The organism is Clostridium intestinale DSM 6191 (assembly GCF_900130055.1).
Classification (GTDB): Bacteria; Bacillota; Clostridia; order Clostridiales; family Clostridiaceae; genus Clostridium_T; species Clostridium_T intestinale.
The window spans coordinates 337,790-355,059 of sequence record NZ_FQXU01000006.1; the positions used below are offsets into that span (position 1 = coordinate 337,790).

Here is a 17,270-nt window from a genome sequence, read left to right on the forward strand (position 1 = left end):
GAGAGGAAATTATGAAAGTATTATATTATGACTGTTTTTGTGGAATAAGTGGAGATATGCACATTGCAGCTATGCTAGACTTAGGTGTACCGCAGGAATACTTACTAAAAGAAATATCAAAACTTAAAATAGATTCTGAGTACGAAATAAAGATACAAAAAACTATAAAAAAAGGAATAACAGGTACAAGAGTTGATGTTATATTGAAAAATGAACATGACCATCATTATAATCACCACTACGATAATCTTAGTGATGAAAATATTGTTGAGCATTCTCATAATCATCAACATGAACATCCTCATACACATCACCACCATGAGGACAATGAACATAGTATGGAGCATCATCATAGAGGGTTAAAGGAAATAGAAGAGATAATCAACTCAAGTGACTTAAGTGATAATGTAAAGAAGTTAAGCGTTAAAACTTTCATGAAGGTAGCAGAGGCAGAGGCGAAGGTTCATGGAAAAGATTTATATGAAGTTCATTTTCATGAAGTTGGAGCTGTAGATTCCATTATAGATATAGTAGCTTCGGCTATAACATTAGATTATTTAAAGGTAGATAAGATTGTTGCATCAAGTATTCAGTTAGGTGGAGGATTTGTTAAATGTGCTCATGGGATAATACCAGTACCGGCACCAGCTACTGTTGAGATATTAAAAGGTATACCAGTAAAAACTGGAGTAGTAGAATTTGAAACAACAACTCCTACAGGAGCTGCTATATTAGCTGCAAATGTTCAAGAATATACAGACAAAATAGATTTTCAAATAGATAAAGTTGCCTATGGATTAGGTCATAGAGAACTAGAAATACCTAATGTATTAAGAGTTTATTTAGGGACAATACAAGAGTCAGAAAAAATAGAAGAGCAATATATTATTGAGACCAATATAGATGATATGAATCCAGAGTTCTATGAATATATTGAAGAAAAACTTTTTTCAAATGGGGCTTTAGATGTTTATAAGACAGCTATCATAATGAAAAAAGGAAGACCTGCTATAAAGTTAAGCGTACTTGTAAGTGCTGATAAAGAAGAAGAAATTTTAAAGACAATTTTTAAAGAAACCACCTCAATAGGGGTAAGAAAATATAAAGTTGAAAAAATAATGCTAGATAGAGATTTTTCTAAGAAAAAAACAGTTTATGGAGAAGTTACACTTAAAAATTCCTATTATAAAGGTGAATTAATAAAATCTAAACCTGAATATGAAGAGTGTAAGATTATTGCTAAAGAAAACAGTATACCCCTTAAACAGGTATATGAAGAAATTTATAGGAGCTAAAAAGTATGAATAAAGAAGATATAAAACACCTTCTTAAACTAGTGAAAAACAACGAAATAGAAGTAGATGAGGCTTTAGAAAAGTTAGAGGACTTACCTTTTAAGGATTTGGATTTTGCTTTAATTGATAATCATAGAGAACTCAGGGTTGGATATCCGGAGGTAATTTATTGCCAAGGAAAAACTGTAGAGCAAGTTAGAGATATAGTTAAGTTTATGCTTACAAAGAACACAAATATATTGGGAACTAGAGCTACAGAAGAAATGTATATGGCTGTAAAAGAAATATGCCCTGAAGCTAGGTATAATAGTATAGGAAAAACTATAACTGTAGAATTGAGAAAAGAAGAAGTTACAGAAAGTTATATTGCAATTGTTTCAGCAGGAACTTCGGATTTATATGTGGTGGAAGAGGCTGTAGAAACAGCTAAATTATTTGGGAACAGAGTGGAGAAAATTACTGATGTAGGAGTAGCTGGTATTCATAGACTTTTTGCTAAACTAGATATAATTAAGGGGGCAAAGGTAGTTATAGTAGTTGCTGGTATGGAGGGCGCATTAGCTAGTGTTATTGGTGGACTTGTAGATAAACCAGTTATAGCCGTACCAACAAGTGTTGGATATGGAGCTAACTTTGGAGGAGTAGCTGCACTTTTATCAATGCTTAATAGTTGTGCAAGTGGGGTTAGTGTTGTAAATATAGATAATGGATTTGGAGCCGCGTATAATGCCAGTATAATTAACAAACTTTAGAGATGATTAGGAGGATAATATGTTGCTAGATGAGAAATTAGAATTACTTAAAGATATAATTAGGAAAAAAGGAAGTGCAGCAGTAGCTTTTTCAGGTGGAGTTGATAGCACATTTCTTATAAGGGTGGCTAAAGAAGTTTTAGGGGATAAGCTTATAGCAGTTACAGCTACATCATCAACATATCCAGAAAGAGAACTTAATGAGGCGATTAAGTATGCAAAAGATTTTGGGGTTAAACATATAATTATTTCTTCAGAGGAGCTTGATATAGAGGGATTTGCGAGTAATCCTAAAAATAGATGTTATTACTGTAAAAAAGAGCTTTTTACCAAAGTTAAAGAGGTCGCTTTAGAAAATGGGGTTGAATATGTTTTTGATGGCTCTAATTTAGATGATAATGGGGATTATAGACCAGGAATGTTGGCAGCAAAAGAATTATTAGTAGCTAGTCCATTAAAAGAAGCTGGATTAACCAAAAAAGATATTAGAGATTTATCAAAAGAATATGGACTTGCAACTTGGAACAAGCCTGCTTTTGCTTGTTTATCATCAAGATTTCCCTACGGAAATAAGATAACCTTACCTAAACTAAAAATGATAGATCAAGCGGAACAATTTCTACTTGATATGGGAATAAGACAGGTTAGAGTAAGACATCATGGGGAAATAGCCAGGATTGAAGTTGCACCAGAAGAGAGAGAAAAGTTCTTTAATATAGAATTTATGGACAAGATATCGTCTAAGTTTAAAGAAATAGGTTTTATATATACCACATTAGATATAGCTGGGTATAGAACTGGAAGTATGAATGAAGTTTTAAAGGAAGAAGAGAAGATAAAATTTAAGATAAATTAGGTTTATTTTTACCAACAATATACTCATTGTAATTATAGAGCTCAGAAGTTATATTATATTTAGCTTCTGAGTTTCTTATTTCGACAAGCGTTTTCCTGTATTTTTTATATAATATGATATAAATACAGGAAAAATATATCATAATTTGTCGTTTTTTGAGTTAAATGTATTTAAAAAAATGAATAATCCATGTATAATAAAAGTTGGACAACCAATTAATAAATTAATAGGGAGAGGTGTTTTTTATGAAAAAATTATTTCAATTCCTTGGAACAGTTTGTTTAAGCTTAGCTGCAATAATTACTATTGTAGGTCCGGTATCTATGAGTGGTACAGCAGTAGAAGAAATGCCTGAGTCAATGAAAAACCAAAGATAACCTTTCATGTCCCAAATTGGAGGTGTGTCCCACCTCCAGATTTAAAAATCCCCCTAAATAAAAGGAGATAATAAATGTTAGCTAATGTATTTGATACAATAACCACAGTTTTTCAAGCCATATTATTTATTTGGATAACAAATAATATAGCCTATAGTTATAATAAGATTTCAAAGAAAAAGTCTTATGTTGCTATAGCACTTGTATTTACAGAGATTTTTATTCTTACTCATGCTGGGAGCAATATATCCATTTCAAATTTGTTAATGGTAGCAGGTGCAATAATAATAATTGGAGTATTTTTTAGAAAGTCTCTAATAGACACTTTTTTAGGTTTTGGTGTTGCTTATGCCATAATAGCAATGTCGTCATATTTTGTATTTACAATTTATAAGAGTATACTTATTAATTTGGATTTTGGATTTTCTGAGCAACTCCAATTAGTTTTATACATATATATTCCTGTTTGGATAATATTTTTCATTATATATAAAGTAAAAAAGTATGTTTTTAATGCAATTATAGCTCTAAAGAACACTAGGAATTTACTTGGTTTTGTATTTATTATTGATTATTTTATAGTTTTTCTAGATATTGTTCGCATGGATTGGACTAATGAACCAGTAGGTTTAATGATAAAAGCTATTATGTACTTATTTGCATTTATAAGTTTAATATTTACAATAATATATTTTGCTAAAATAAATGATAAATCAAAAGAAGTTGAGATGCTTAATAAGGCATTAAATGAAAAAATAATAGAACTTAAAAAAATAAAACATGATTATGGTAGTGAGATAAGTGGTCTTTATGGACTATATCAATTAGGTAAATATGATAGAGTAGGACTTTTATTAAAAAGCATTGTAGAGAGATATCAAAATTTAAATGATGCAGTAAGTGTGAGTGGACAAACAACACCATTAGTTGCTTCAGTATTACATCCAGCTTCATCTGCTGGTATAAATGTTATAGCTTTTGATAGTGCAGAATATGAAAATATATCAATATCAGATAATGATTTATTAAAACTTTTATCTAATATTGTTAAAAATTCTATGGATATACTTAAGGACATAGATAATCCTATAATAAAACTAAAAAGTTATAATGGGCATAATGGAGTTAGTATAGCTATATCCAATAATGGACCTAAAATACCAGATGAAATAAAAGAAAAAATGTTTAACTCTGGATTTACCACAAAAGATAACCAAAATGGTGATAGGGGATATGGTCTTAGCATAGTAAAGGATATAATTAATAGTTGTAATGGGGAAATATCTATTCAAAGCGATAAAGAGTGGACAACCTTTAGCTTTTTGATTCCAAATAAGGTAGTATAATAAGGATTTAGTAAATATTTTGGGAGGTAATGATATATGAGGAAGCTTATATCTATTACTGCACAGTACATATCTAAAGTAAATAATTATACTAAAGATCAAGAGCAACAGGTAGAATATGCTTTAAAAGTTTTTGTTTTTGAAGCCTTAAAAACCATTGGAACCTTTGCTATATTCTGGTTAATAGGTAAACCTATATATGCCTTAGTTGCTATAATAACCATGATAACTACAAAACCATTTATAGGCGGATATCATGAAGATAGCCAGATAAAATGTTTTTTTAGCACTGTATTTATAATAGGAAGCGTAATCTACCTAAGTTACAATGTAGATATTAATCTCTTGGGCAAACTAATATTAGGGATAGTATCTTTATATTGTATATGGAATCAAGCACCTATAGTGAATTCAGCTATGCCAATAACTAGAGAAGATTTATTAATTAAAAATAGGAATATTGGAATTATATTAAGTTCAGTATTTATAATAATAGCACTTATATTTTATAGATTAGAAGTAGTGAGCAATACTATTACCTGGATGATGATTTTTCAAGCACTTCTAATGTTTAATAAAAGAAAATCTAATCAATAGAATTTATTAAGACTTATCTAAGTAAAAGGTAAGTCTTTTATTTTATTTAGGCGATACCATATATAGATAATAAATGAATATTGTGGTAGTATTAATTAGTAAGAGTAGATAGATAAAAAGGGGAAGACATGAGAGAAGAAGTTTATTATATGTTGCACTTAAGAGATTACATAGTAATTAAAGTAACTAATGAGTTTTTAGATTTAATTCAATACTTAAGAGAAGATATAGTTAATAAACATATATCAGAAGTTTTGAGCCTTTTAAAAGCTACTTTTGATATAAAAGAAATAGAGAAAGAAAAAAATTACTTTATATTTACAAAAGATTATGAAGCAATAGAAGTTAATATAGAATTAGAAGATAACTTGATTATGTTTAAAGTAAATAAAGGAACTAAATTAAAAGATAAGTTTTTATTTTTTGAGGAATTATATAATGAAAACAGACTAGGTATGGCTATTTTTTCAGTTCCAGATATTAGATTACTTAAAGCTAATCAAACTTATCTAGATTTTTTTGATACCCCTTTTGATATAAGAGAAAATACATATGGAAGAAAAATACATGAGTTTGTAACTGGATGGAAAGGAAGCCCTTCAGAGCAACTATGGAGAGAAGTATTATCCCAAAAGAAAATAGTCCATGTAGATGAATATGCATATGACAATTTCAAAAGAGGAAGAACTTTTTGGAAGGGAACGCTTATACCTATACATGAAGATGGAGAAATGAAATATGTAGCAGAGATGACAGAAGAAATAACTGAAAGATACTTAACTGAGATGTTGATTGAGGAACAATCCCATATAGTATTAGAGGAAAATGATGAATTAGAGAGGACTTTAAGTAATCAAGAAAAGTTCTTTTCCTTTATATCACATGAGTTTAAAACTCCTCTTACAGTTACAATGTCAGCTGTACAAGCTATAGAATTAATCTGTAAAAATGAGTTAAGTGATATTGCAAAGAAGTATATCAAAAAGATATATCAAAGCTCACTACAACAAGTGAGATTGGTTAATAACTTACTTGATATAACAAGAGCAGATGCTGGATATCTAAAAGTAAATAAAAAAAATATGGACATTGTAAGGATGACTAAGCTAATTATAAAATCTATTTTAGTATATGCAAATGAGAAGAATGTGAACATAGAGTGTAGCTCATCTTCAAAGGAAATATATCTAGGAATAGATGATGAAAAATACGAAAGAATATTACTAAATTTATTATCTAATGCTATAAAGTTTTCACCTATTAAAGGGAATATATATGTGGACATAGAAGAAAATGATGGACTAGTATCTATTACTGTGAAGGATGAGGGCCCTGGGATACCAGAAGATAAACAAAAAGTGATTTTTGAAAGATTTGGACAAGTTAATAATAGCCTTACAAGAGAATCAGAAGGTACAGGAATAGGTCTATATATAGTTAATCTTCTAGTGAATGCACTAAGTGGAGAGATAAAATTAGAAAGTAAGATTGGTCAAGGAAGTGCGTTTAAAGTTATACTACCTATAGAAATAGTAGAGGAAGAAGATATCCTTAAAGGTAATTTAATGGATGATGGTTTAGTTAGGACTGTTAATGTAGAATTTTCAAATGTATATTTTGATTAATAAAAAAGAAGTTACCACAAAGCTAAAGTTAATTTGGTTTTGTAGTGACTTCTTTTAATTTTATCTGATCTTTGCACTTAATTGATGCCATGTATATATGATTTTCTACCATCTATATATTAATTGTAGTTAAAGTAAAAAATATATTTTATACTTACCATAGAAGGAGAGAAAGGGGCGTAAATTATGAGTTTAAAGTTAGAAATTAAAATAGAACCAGATCTTAAGGAAAGTAAAATAGTGATTTTTACAAGTGAAGTCACTGAAGAGATCAAAGAAATTATTAATAAGATAAATAAAACCCAAGGTAAAGTTTTTAAAGGAATTAAAGATGAAAAGATATATTTAGTGAATCCTAATGAAGTTTATTATTTTTACGCTGAGAACCAAAAAGTATTAGCAAAGATTGAGAAATATTCACTGCAGATAAAATCCAAGTTATATGAACTTGAAGAACAATTAGAAGGAACAAACTTTATAAGAATATCTAATTCAGTAATAGCAAATATAGATAAGATAAAAAATTTAGAGATGTCTTTCAATGGAACCTTATGTATAAGATTTATGAACGGTGATGTGGAGTATTCATCTCGAAGATACGTAAAAAAAATCAAAGAATATTTAGGACTATAGGGAGGAGAGATTTATATGAGTTTAAAAAATCTAAAAGAAATGTTAGCAAGAGGAATTCAGGGAAGTGTCATAGGAATTTTTATTATTCATACCATCGGAGTTATTATGATGTTGTTAAATGGAGAAACAGCCACTTTTACTAGTGATTTTTTAATCACACAGTATATTTCCTCAGCCATAGTTGGATTTGCTTTTGGCGCTCTTAACATGTTATTTCAATCAAATAGATTAAGTATGTTAACAGCAACTATAATTCACTGTATGGGAGTTGCTATTGTTTATTTCCCTTGTGCAATTAAAGCTAGGTGGTTTGTTGATGATATTAATAGTATTATATCCACTTCTATAATTTTCATAGGAATGTATTTTATAATATGGATTTTTTGTTATATTCAAATGAAGATATATATTAAAAATATTAACTTAAAGTTAGATAGTAGGAGGAAGTGATGGTGAAAAGGCAAAAAATAAGAAAAACAATGATATTAATGTCCTTTTTATTATTCCCTATAACTCTGTATTATTTTTCACCTTATCTAATTGTTATGGGAGCTTCAGAAGGAATAATTACAGGAAGTGCTGTAGTGTTTATACTAATGTTTATATTCTCATTATTATTTGGAAGAGGTTTCTGCGGATGGCTTTGTCCAGCTGGCGGTCTTCAAGAATGTTGTTCAATGGTAGTAGATAAAAAGGCAAAGGGAGGTGTATTGAATTGGATAAAGTTCTTTATCTGGGTTCCTTGGATAGCTTCGATAATTAGCATGTTTTTCTTAGCTGGGGGAATAAAAAGAACTGACTTCTTTTATCAAACTCAGTATGGCATATCAACAATAAGTATACAAGCTTATGTAGTATATTATGGTGTAATAGCATTAGTTACTATATTAGCATTAACTTTAGGTAGACGCAGTTTTTGTCACTATGTTTGCTGGATGGCTCCATTTATGATTATAGGAACTAAGATAAAGAATATCTTTAAATATCCATCACTTCATTTAGAAGGAGAAAAGGATAAATGCATAAGCTGTAGTATTTGCAACAAAAAATGCCCTATGAGTTTAGATGTAAACTCAATGGTTAAGAAAGAAAAAATGCACAACCTAGAGTGTATATTATGTGGGGAATGTGTAGACTCTTGCCCTAAGAAAGCCATTAAAATAACTTTTAGTACTGATAAATAAATCTAATAAAGCCTCTTTAGGGGCTTTATTGGATTTATTTTAACTATTTTAACTATTTTAACTATTTTAAATGCATAGATAATTAGGTAATTACTTAATTACTTAATTATCTATGCATTTAAGTATCACCGTATACCCATATCTAAGTATCTAAGTACCTAATTACTTAATTAGATACTTATTTAATTAGGTAATTATTAATGGGAGAGATATTTAGAAAAGTCTTTCTTTAGAAGAGTTGCTGTTCTTGTAGGATAAAATAATAATACCTATCTAAACAGGTTAATTGACTACGCTTTGAATCTATAGTAAGATTAAGGTGAATACAAAAGGCCATGATGAGAAATAGTAAGTATCTTGGATTTATCAGAGAGAAGGCATTGGTGCGAGCCTTTAATGAACAGATACCCAACCAATCTTTGAGCTGTGTGCTGAACGGAAAAAGATATCTTTTTTCAGTAAGTTCCACCGGGTTCTCCCGTAACAGAGATAAAGTATCAGATAATTATCTTGTACTTAATGAGAACGGATTTATTCCGTATTTAGGTGGTACCGTGGACTTGGTTATAGTTCGCCCTAGATTGATTTTTCAATCTAGGGCTTTTTTGTTCTTTAAATAAAAAGGGAGGTATTAATATGAAACTTGAAAAATTAATTGGTGATCGTTTTAAAGAAAGACCATCTGATTGCGTAGTTGATAGTCATGCATTAATGGTTAGAGGAGGATATATAAAAAGTGTTTCCAATGGAATCTATTCTTCATATACTCCACTGAAAAGAATCACAAGAAAAATAGAGCAGATTATGCGTGAAGAAATGGATGGGATTGAAGGACAGGAAGTACAGTTTCCAGTAGTTATGCCTGCAAGCTTATGGGAAGAATCTGGGAGATATGAAAGTATAGGTAACGAACTTGTTAGATTTAGTGATAGAAATAAAAGCCCTCTGGTTCTTGGTATGACACATGAGGAGGCGGCTGTTCAACTTGTACGTGAATATGGGAAGAGTTATTTAAAATACCCATTTATGATTTATCAAATACAAACTAAATTTAGAGATGAGGCTCGTCCTAGAGCAGGATTAATTCGTGTTCGTGAATTCACTATGAAGGATGCATATTCTTTCCATACAAGTAAAGAGGATTTGGAAGAATACTATTCTAGTTGTTATAAAGCTTACGAAAGAATTTATAAAAGAGCAGGGATACCAGAAGTAATATCAGTAGCCTCTGATTCTGGTATGATGGGGGGAAGTATATCACATGAATTTATGCTTTTAACTCCTATTGGAGAGGATTCAATAGCTATATGTAAAGAATGTGATTATCGTGCAAATATAGAAGCTGCTAAAAGTATAGTTTATAATAATAAAGATGAAGTTTCAGAAAAACTGACACTTGTTCATACACCAAATATTCATACCATTGAAGAAGTTTGTAAGTTTTTAAATAGTAAAGAAAGCCTTTCTTGTAAAGCTGTTGTATATCAAAGAAATTCGGACGATAAGTATGTTGTGTTATTTATACGTGGAGATATAGAGGTAAATGAAACTAAATTATCGAATTATTTAGGGGAAGAAATTCATCCAGCAATAATTACTGAAGATAGTGGACTTACTCCAGGATATATAGGACCATATAATTTAGAAGGTGATTTTATCCTGCTTTTTGACTCTTCACTTGAAAACACTAACAATCTTTCTTGTGGTGCTAACAAGGAGGAGTATCACTATACTGGATTAGATATTAGTCGTGATATTGGAGATGTTGAGTATCATGACTTTGGGAAAGTTATTGAAGGTGGTATATGTCCTAATTGCGGAAACCCAGCTATTACAATTTCACGTGGGGTAGAAGTAGGCAATATTTTTCAACTTGGCGATAAATATACTAAATCTATGAACATGACTTACCTTGATCAAGATGGTAATTCACAAAATCCTATAATGGGTTGTTATGGTATTGGCGTAGGTAGACTTGCAGCGGCAGTTTGTGAGGCTCATCATGATGAATTTGGTCCAAGGTGGCCAATATCAATTGCTCCATGGCATGTTCATTTATGTGCGGTACGATCTGATAATACTGAAATAAAGGAATGTGCAGATAATTTATATAAAAAATTGCAACAAAAGGGGATAGAGGTTATTTATGATGATCGTTCTGTAAGCACAGGAGTTATGTTTTCAGATGCTGACCTGTTAGGCGTACCAGTAAGAGTAGTTGTTAGTCCAAGAAATTTAAAACAAAATATCGTAGAAGTTGTTGCCAGAGATAAGAGCTTTTCTATAAATGTACCAATGGAAAATGCATTAGAATCCATATTGAAGATAGTTTCTGATTTAAGATCTAATAGCAATATGTAACAAGGCTATTTATTTGAAAAAAATAGCAAATTATAATATAATCATCATAAGCCCTCTTAGATAGAGGGCTTTAATAGTAGGTTGGGGGAACTTTATTTTGTATAATGATTTATTTAGAGGGGTAGATTCTATAGGAGGATTCTTTAAAAGGATAGGAATAATAATTATAACCGTCATCATTGTTTTGGCTTATATGGGAGGAATGGGAATTTTAACCTTTAAGGTAATTAGTAGAAATTCTAAGGGATATATGTTGCTTGATACTTCTGTATTGAATTATATTATGCTTATGGTTATACCTATACTTTTAGTTATATTATTGTATATATATTTTAAATTTAGAAATGATGCATATGAACCTTTAGAGTATACGCCTGTTTATAGTGGTGTATATAAAAAGAATAGAAGTAAAAAATTACAGTATAATTTAGTTTTTGCTGGTTTGTCTACAGTCTTATTAGTGGCATATTTATATGGAATAAATAATTATTATGTAGTATTTGAAGATAGGATAGAGAAGCATAATTTATTAAATTTTAAGGATAAAACCTACAGCTATAAAGATATTGAAGAGGTTTCTATCTATGTTAAAGAACATAAATCTGGTGGAAGTTTGTATTACAAAGTTTATTTTAAAGATGGATATAAAATAAATTTAGCTACCTTTGGAACGATATATAATTTATTGGATATAACTGAGATAGTTAAAGATAATAATGTTAAAATAAATATAAACAGTAAACACTTCAATGAACTAGTCGAAGATTTAGCTGAGGAGCATGCAAAACCTTATAGGATACTATTTGAGAAATAATTTATAGGGTAGGTGAGATTTTATGTACAGTATTATGCTTATAGAAGATGATAAAAAGTTACGGGAACTTATTAAAAATCATCTTGAAAGATATGGATATAATATTCAAGAGGTTGAGGATTTTTCTAATATAAAAAGTGAGTTTATAAAAAACAATCCAAGTTTAGTACTTATGGATATTAATCTTCCTTTTTATGACGGGTTTTATTGGTGTAGGGATATAAGAACTGTGTCAAATGTTCCTATTGTATTTATATCTGCAAGAGATTCAGATATAGATCAAGTTAGAGCTATAGAAAATGGTGGAGATGATTATATAACTAAACCTTTCTCATATGAGGTATTGCTTGCAAAGATAAAAGGGGTAATAAGAAGAGTTTATGGGAGTTATTCAGAGGGAGTATCCCAAGAGGTCTTTGAGGTAGAAGGATTATTTATTTATACTGATAAAAATATTATAGAATTTAGAGATAAAAAGATTGACTTAAGTAAAAATGAGTTTGTGCTCTTATTTACTCTTGTAAAGAACATAAATAAGATTGTAAATAGAGATATGCTGCTTGAAGCTTTATGGAGTGATATCGATTTTGTAGATGATAATACTCTTTCAGTTAATATAACTAGGTTAAGAAAAAAACTTGAAGATATAGGTATTAAAGATTCTATTGAAACCAAACGAGGACAAGGATATAAACTTATAAATAATTGGAGATAATTAATCTATGAATAAGGAAATAAATTTTTTTCAATACCTTAAAGATAGGATAGGATACATAGTTATTTATTTTGTAGCTATTTTATTGGTTATATTGACCATGCATCTCACTTTATTAATATCTTTAAAAGAAGTATTTTTTGAGAATATAGTATATTCTTTATTGATATCAGTTATTTTGCTTAGTGTTTTTTTAGTCTATGATTATAGAAAAAATAGAGATTTCTATAAACAATTAAGTACCTTAGTAAATTCTGATATAGATTTAGATGATTTACTCTACGATGTACAAGGAGTAACAAGAGAACAGGAAATTTTTCAAGTTATTCTAACAAAGCTATATAGAAATTACAAACAGGAAATAACTAGATATGAAGATATACATAACGAGTATTTGGAATTTATAAATCAATGGGTACATCAGATGAAAACGCCGGTATCTGTTATTAATCTTCTTGTGCAAGAAGCTGTTAATAATGATGGGAATGAAGCCTTTGAAAGTATAGGGGAAGAAAATGATAAGTTATACCATGGATTAGAGATGGTTCTTTATAATGCTAGATTGAATAAGTTTAATTTAGATTTTGTAGTAGAAAATATACACCTTAATGAGTTACTTAGAGAAGTTATAAATGATAATAAGAAGCTTATTATAAAAAATAGAGTTTATCCAAAGATTAAAGGAAAAGAAAATTTAATAGTAAGAAGTGATAGAAAATCTTTATATTTTGTGATAAATCAATTGCTTATTAATGGTGTAAAATATTCAAAGGATAGTGAAAAAAAAGGTATAAGCTTTATTATAAAAGAGGAAGATAAAGAAAATATATTGGTTATTGAAGATAATGGAATAGGTATAGCTAAAGAGGATGTGGGAAGGGTTTTTAGAGCTTTTTTTACAGGTAAAAATGGAAGAAAAATAAATGAATCAACAGGGATGGGATTATATCTATCTAAAAAAGTGTGTGATGAGCTTGGGCATAGAATTTGGGTTGAGTCTGAAGAGGGAGTAGGAAGCAAGTTTTATGTAGCATTTAATAAAGAAAAGAGTATATTTAATATGTAGTCTTACAAAATTGAAAGAAATGTAAGTTAAGTTGAAAGAGAAATCGATATGTAGGTTTCTCTATTTTTTTTACAATATAAATATACTTTTTAATTTAGGAGGATAGAATGGGTAATATAGTTACTGTTATAAAAGGTGTAGTTATAGGTTTGGCAACCTTAGTTCCAGGAGTTAGTGGAGGAACTATGGCAATAATATTAGGTGTGTATGATGATTTAATTCATTCTATTAGTTCTTTTTTTAAAGATTGGAAAAAGAATAGTTTATTTCTAATTCAAATTGGAATAGGTGCTGTTGTGGGTATGGGTGCATTTAGTAAAATTATAGAACAGGCACTAGTTAAGTATGAGAATCCAATGATTTATCTGTTTTTAGGTATAATATGCGGGGGGATTCCTGTTTTATATAAAAAATCATTGAGTCCTGAAAGAAAAAAATCAGACTTAATGTTTTTAGTTATAGGTTTTATAATTGTATTTATAATGACTTTACAGCCAAGTGCAGTACTTACTTTAGCTACGGATACTGGTGTTAAGAGTACAATATTTCTTGTAATAGCTGGTTTTATAATAGCTGTAGCTCTTATTCTTCCAGGAATAAGCACTTCATTTATGCTTTTAACTTTAGGACTATATAGTATTACTTTAGAAGCTATAAATACTTTTAACCTTGCTTATTTACTTCCAATAGTAATAGGAGCTGTGATAGGGACGTTATCTACTACAAAGCTTATAGAAAACTTGCTTCAGAAGTATCCGAGTAAAACTTATTTACTTATATTAGGTTTTGTAATTGGGTCTTTATTAGAAGTATTTTCAGGAATACCAGAAGGATTTGATATAATATATTGTATAATCACATTTATTGTGGGATTTACAGTTATTAAATACATGAGTAGAGATACTTAATTTGGGGGAAGGGTAATGAGTATACTAGAAGCAAAAAACATAACTAAAATATATGCGCCTAAAAAAGGAGGCATGAAAGTTAAAGCCTTAAATAATTTTAGTATGACTGTAGAAGATGGAGAGTTTATAGGGGTTATGGGACCTTCAGGAAGTGGAAAAACAACACTTCTTAATATCCTAGCCACATTAGATTATCCATCCTCAGGAGAAATACGTATTAGTAATATTAACCCTTCCACCTTAAATGACAAGGCGATATCTTTATTTAGACGTAGAGAGATAGGATTTATATTTCAAGATTTTAATCTTTTAGAGTCGCTGTCTATTGAAGAGAATATACTTTTACCATTAGCTTTGGAGAAGGTTGAAATTTTAGAAATAGAACAAAGACTTAGAAGTATAACTGAATTTTTGGATATAAGAAGTATATTAGGTAAAAGAGTTTACGAGATTTCCGGTGGTCAGAGGCAGAAGGTAGCTTGTGCTAGAGCCTTAATCAATAATCCTTCTATTATTTTTGCAGACGAACCTACAGGAAGTTTAGATTCTAAATCAGCTTATGACATAATGGATGGGTTAAGTAAATTGAATAAAGACAAAAAAGCTACTGTCTTAATGGTTACTCATGATCCTTTTGTAGCAAGCTTTTGTAATAAAGTTATCATGATAAAGGATGGAAGGTTTTTTCTTGATATAGTTAAGCGAAATAGTAGAGAAACTTTTTTTAAGGAAATTATAGACTCACTTTCACTCTTGGGAGATATAAGGAGGAGCTATAATGACCTTAAGTGATGTTGTATACAAGAATATGAGAGAAAATTTAAGCAAATACATTATGTACTATTTAAGTAATGTAATTATAATAATGATATTTTTTATGTTTGGAAACTTTCTCTATAACTTAGAGGTAGGGAATATTCAAGAACTAAATAATATGGATAGAGTTATAAAAATCATAATCTATTTTTGTGAAATTACTATAGTAGTGTTTACCTTAATTTTCTCTAGTTATTCTATTTCTAATTTCCTAAAAAAACGTAAAAGAGAATTTGCACTTTTGAAAACTCTTGGATTTACTAATTTTAATATAACTTTATACATATCTATAGAAAATCTGTTGTTTTCACTTGTTTCTATAATTACTGGAATTATAGTAGGAGTAATATTCTCAAGATTATTTTTTTTAATTATAACTGTGATTTTAGATTTAGACGAAGTAATAAAATTTCATATATCTAAAAGAGTAACTTTATTAACTTTAGTGGGATTTGTAATTTTATCTCAGCTAATAAATTATATATGCAGTTACAGAATAAAAAAGAGGAGTGTTATTGAGCTTTTAAAGGAAGAACAAGAGGCTAGATATGAAACAAAATTTTCTACAGGAAAAGCTGTATTATGTTTATTCCTTTTAGTATTAGGTTATGGATTAGCTTTATTTTCAGGAAGAGCAATAGAAGTTACAATGATACCTATTTTAGTTATAACTATATTAGGAACTTATTTATTGTACTCTCAGTTAAGTATATTGTTAACAGATAGATTAAAGAAAAATAAAAAAAAGTATTACAAAGGAATAAACTTAATAACTGTATCTCAGTTAATTTACAAAATAAAAGATAATAGTATAATTCTCTTTATTGTTTCAATATTTAGTGCTATTAGTTTAACGGCTATAATAAGTGTCTATTCAGTACAAAAGAATGTATTAAACAGTATAAAACTTAATTTCCCACAGGATTTTGACTTTATTGAGAGAACTGGAGAAAATAATGAGAAATTAGTGTCTGAAATATTAGTTTCAAATGGATATGATATAGAAGATAAAATAAATATAACATTAATAAAAGCTGAGAACTTAGATGCAGGAGAGCCTAAAAAGGGTAATCTTAATACGATTAATAACAAAAAGGACTTTTACGTAATGTCTAATTATGATTATAATAAATTGGCTTTAAAGCAGGGAAGAGAAACAGTAAACTTAAAGGATGATGAGGTTATAATACGTACTTATAATGTTATGGGGGGGATTGGAAGTCAGTATTTTATAGATGAGAAAGATAGGATAGATTTAGGTGTAGATAAATCAATTGTGGAATTGAATATAAAAAATGAGATTAGTGGTGGAGTAATAAATGATGACTATGAGAATACCAATGCTAATACAGCTGTTTTAGAAGATGGATTGTATAACAAAATACTAAGTTACACTAGTGAAAATAATAAGATTATATATTATGGATACAATTTCAAAAACTTTAATAATGATTTGAACTCGATGAGTGAGGTTGGAAATTTATTTAATAATGATATAGGAAAGTCTTTTATTGAGAGGATACAAAGATATTCGCCCCTTATTAAAACTATGTCCTTGCTTCTCTTCATAGGAAGCTTTATATCTATAATATTTTTTATCTCAACTAATAGTATATTATATTTTAAAATATTCAATGAAGTTCAAAAGGATAGATATGAATTTATAGCATTAAAGAAAATAGGAATAACAAATGAAGAAATAGAGAAGACAGTAGAGGGCCAGATTTTTATAATATTTTTTATTCCTTTTATAGTTTCTATTTCTCATACATTTTTTGCTATAAAAGCATTAAGCAATTTATTAAATGATAACCTATCAGCATATTTTGTAGTTACAACATTAATTTTCGCCCTTATTCAACTAGCATATTATAAATTTGCCAAAACCATGTATATTAAACAAATAAAAGTTTGGAAAGGATAAG

At 29.1% G+C, this 17,270-nt stretch carries 17 protein-coding genes and 1 other annotated feature; all 17 genes read left to right on the plus strand.

Going from position 1 to position 17,270, the window contains the following annotated elements; genetic code table 11:
• Nucleotides 1-11 precede the first annotated feature (11 nt).
• The 17 genes from larC to BUA92_RS10865 all read left to right on the plus strand — a co-directional run bounded on the left by larC (nt 12) and on the right by BUA92_RS10865 (nt 17,269).
• Nucleotides 12-1,295: a nickel pincer cofactor biosynthesis protein LarC gene (gene larC / locus BUA92_RS10790; protein ID WP_073019415.1), complete on the plus strand. Its 1,284-nt coding sequence runs from the start codon at nt 12-14 to the stop codon at nt 1,293-1,295.
• Between the two features lie 5 nt (nt 1,296-1,300).
• The gene (larB, locus tag BUA92_RS10795) at nt 1,301-2,047 is read left to right on the plus strand and encodes a nickel pincer cofactor biosynthesis protein LarB (protein ID WP_021803396.1); all 747 of its coding nucleotides are present in this window, start codon (nt 1,301-1,303) and stop codon (nt 2,045-2,047) included.
• Nucleotides 2,048-2,066: 19 nt separating this feature from the next.
• Complete coding sequence (gene larE, locus BUA92_RS10800) at nt 2,067-2,903, plus strand: ATP-dependent sacrificial sulfur transferase LarE (protein WP_073019417.1); 837 nt, start codon at nt 2,067-2,069, stop codon at nt 2,901-2,903.
• A 245-nt stretch (nt 2,904-3,148) separates the two neighbouring features.
• The gene (locus tag BUA92_RS23740; RefSeq protein WP_278335134.1) at nt 3,149-3,280 is read left to right on the plus strand and encodes a hypothetical protein; all 132 of its coding nucleotides are present in this window, start codon (nt 3,149-3,151) and stop codon (nt 3,278-3,280) included.
• 74 nt (nt 3,281-3,354) lie between these two features.
• The gene (locus tag BUA92_RS10805) at nt 3,355-4,626 is read left to right on the plus strand and encodes a sensor histidine kinase (RefSeq protein ID WP_073019419.1); all 1,272 of its coding nucleotides are present in this window, start codon (nt 3,355-3,357) and stop codon (nt 4,624-4,626) included.
• Nucleotides 4,627-4,662: 36 nt separating this feature from the next.
• Complete coding sequence (locus BUA92_RS10810; protein ID WP_073019422.1) at nt 4,663-5,223, plus strand: accessory gene regulator ArgB-like protein; 561 nt, start codon at nt 4,663-4,665, stop codon at nt 5,221-5,223.
• A 128-nt stretch (nt 5,224-5,351) separates the two neighbouring features.
• On the plus strand, nt 5,352-6,848 hold the full coding sequence (locus BUA92_RS10815) for a sensor histidine kinase (protein ID WP_073019424.1): 1,497 nt from the start codon (nt 5,352-5,354) through the stop codon (nt 6,846-6,848).
• Nucleotides 6,849-7,034: 186 nt separating this feature from the next.
• Nucleotides 7,035-7,481 carry a LytTR family DNA-binding domain-containing protein gene (locus tag BUA92_RS10820; RefSeq protein WP_073019426.1) on the plus strand — a complete coding sequence of 149 codons (447 nt, stop codon included), beginning with the start codon at nt 7,035-7,037 and terminating at the stop codon, nt 7,479-7,481.
• Between the two features lie 15 nt (nt 7,482-7,496).
• On the plus strand, nt 7,497-7,931 hold the full coding sequence (locus BUA92_RS10825; RefSeq protein ID WP_021803390.1) for a DUF3021 domain-containing protein: 435 nt from the start codon (nt 7,497-7,499) through the stop codon (nt 7,929-7,931).
• On the plus strand, nt 7,931-8,665 hold the full coding sequence (locus BUA92_RS10830) for a 4Fe-4S binding protein (RefSeq protein ID WP_073019427.1): 735 nt from the start codon (nt 7,931-7,933) through the stop codon (nt 8,663-8,665). Before BUA92_RS10825 ends, BUA92_RS10830 begins: the two co-directional genes overlap by 1 nt.
• A gap of 326 nt (nt 8,666-8,991) precedes the next feature.
• Nucleotides 8,992-9,247 (plus strand) — a binding site (T-box leader).
• 54 nt (nt 9,248-9,301) lie between these two features.
• Nucleotides 9,302-11,026 (plus strand): proline--tRNA ligase, encoded by a 1,725-nt coding sequence (locus BUA92_RS10835; protein ID WP_073019428.1) that lies wholly within the window; start codon nt 9,302-9,304, stop codon nt 11,024-11,026.
• 97 nt (nt 11,027-11,123) lie between these two features.
• Nucleotides 11,124-11,840, plus strand: coding sequence for a hypothetical protein (locus BUA92_RS10840; RefSeq protein ID WP_073019429.1), 717 nt, complete (start codon nt 11,124-11,126; stop codon nt 11,838-11,840).
• Nucleotides 11,841-11,862: 22 nt separating this feature from the next.
• Entirely contained in the window at nt 11,863-12,555 is a 693-nt protein-coding gene (locus BUA92_RS10845; RefSeq protein ID WP_073019430.1) for a response regulator transcription factor, read from the plus strand.
• Between the two features lie 19 nt (nt 12,556-12,574).
• Nucleotides 12,575-13,621 (plus strand): sensor histidine kinase, encoded by a 1,047-nt coding sequence (locus tag BUA92_RS10850; protein WP_073019492.1) that lies wholly within the window; start codon nt 12,575-12,577, stop codon nt 13,619-13,621.
• 107 nt (nt 13,622-13,728) lie between these two features.
• Nucleotides 13,729-14,529 (plus strand): DUF368 domain-containing protein, encoded by an 801-nt coding sequence (locus BUA92_RS10855; protein ID WP_073019431.1) that lies wholly within the window; start codon nt 13,729-13,731, stop codon nt 14,527-14,529.
• A gap of 15 nt (nt 14,530-14,544) precedes the next feature.
• On the plus strand, nt 14,545-15,321 hold the full coding sequence (locus BUA92_RS10860) for an ABC transporter ATP-binding protein (protein ID WP_073019432.1): 777 nt from the start codon (nt 14,545-14,547) through the stop codon (nt 15,319-15,321).
• Nucleotides 15,308-17,269 (plus strand): FtsX-like permease family protein, encoded by a 1,962-nt coding sequence (locus tag BUA92_RS10865; RefSeq protein ID WP_073019433.1) that lies wholly within the window; start codon nt 15,308-15,310, stop codon nt 17,267-17,269. Before BUA92_RS10860 ends, BUA92_RS10865 begins: the two co-directional genes overlap by 14 nt.
• Nucleotide 17,270 lies beyond the last annotated feature (1 nt).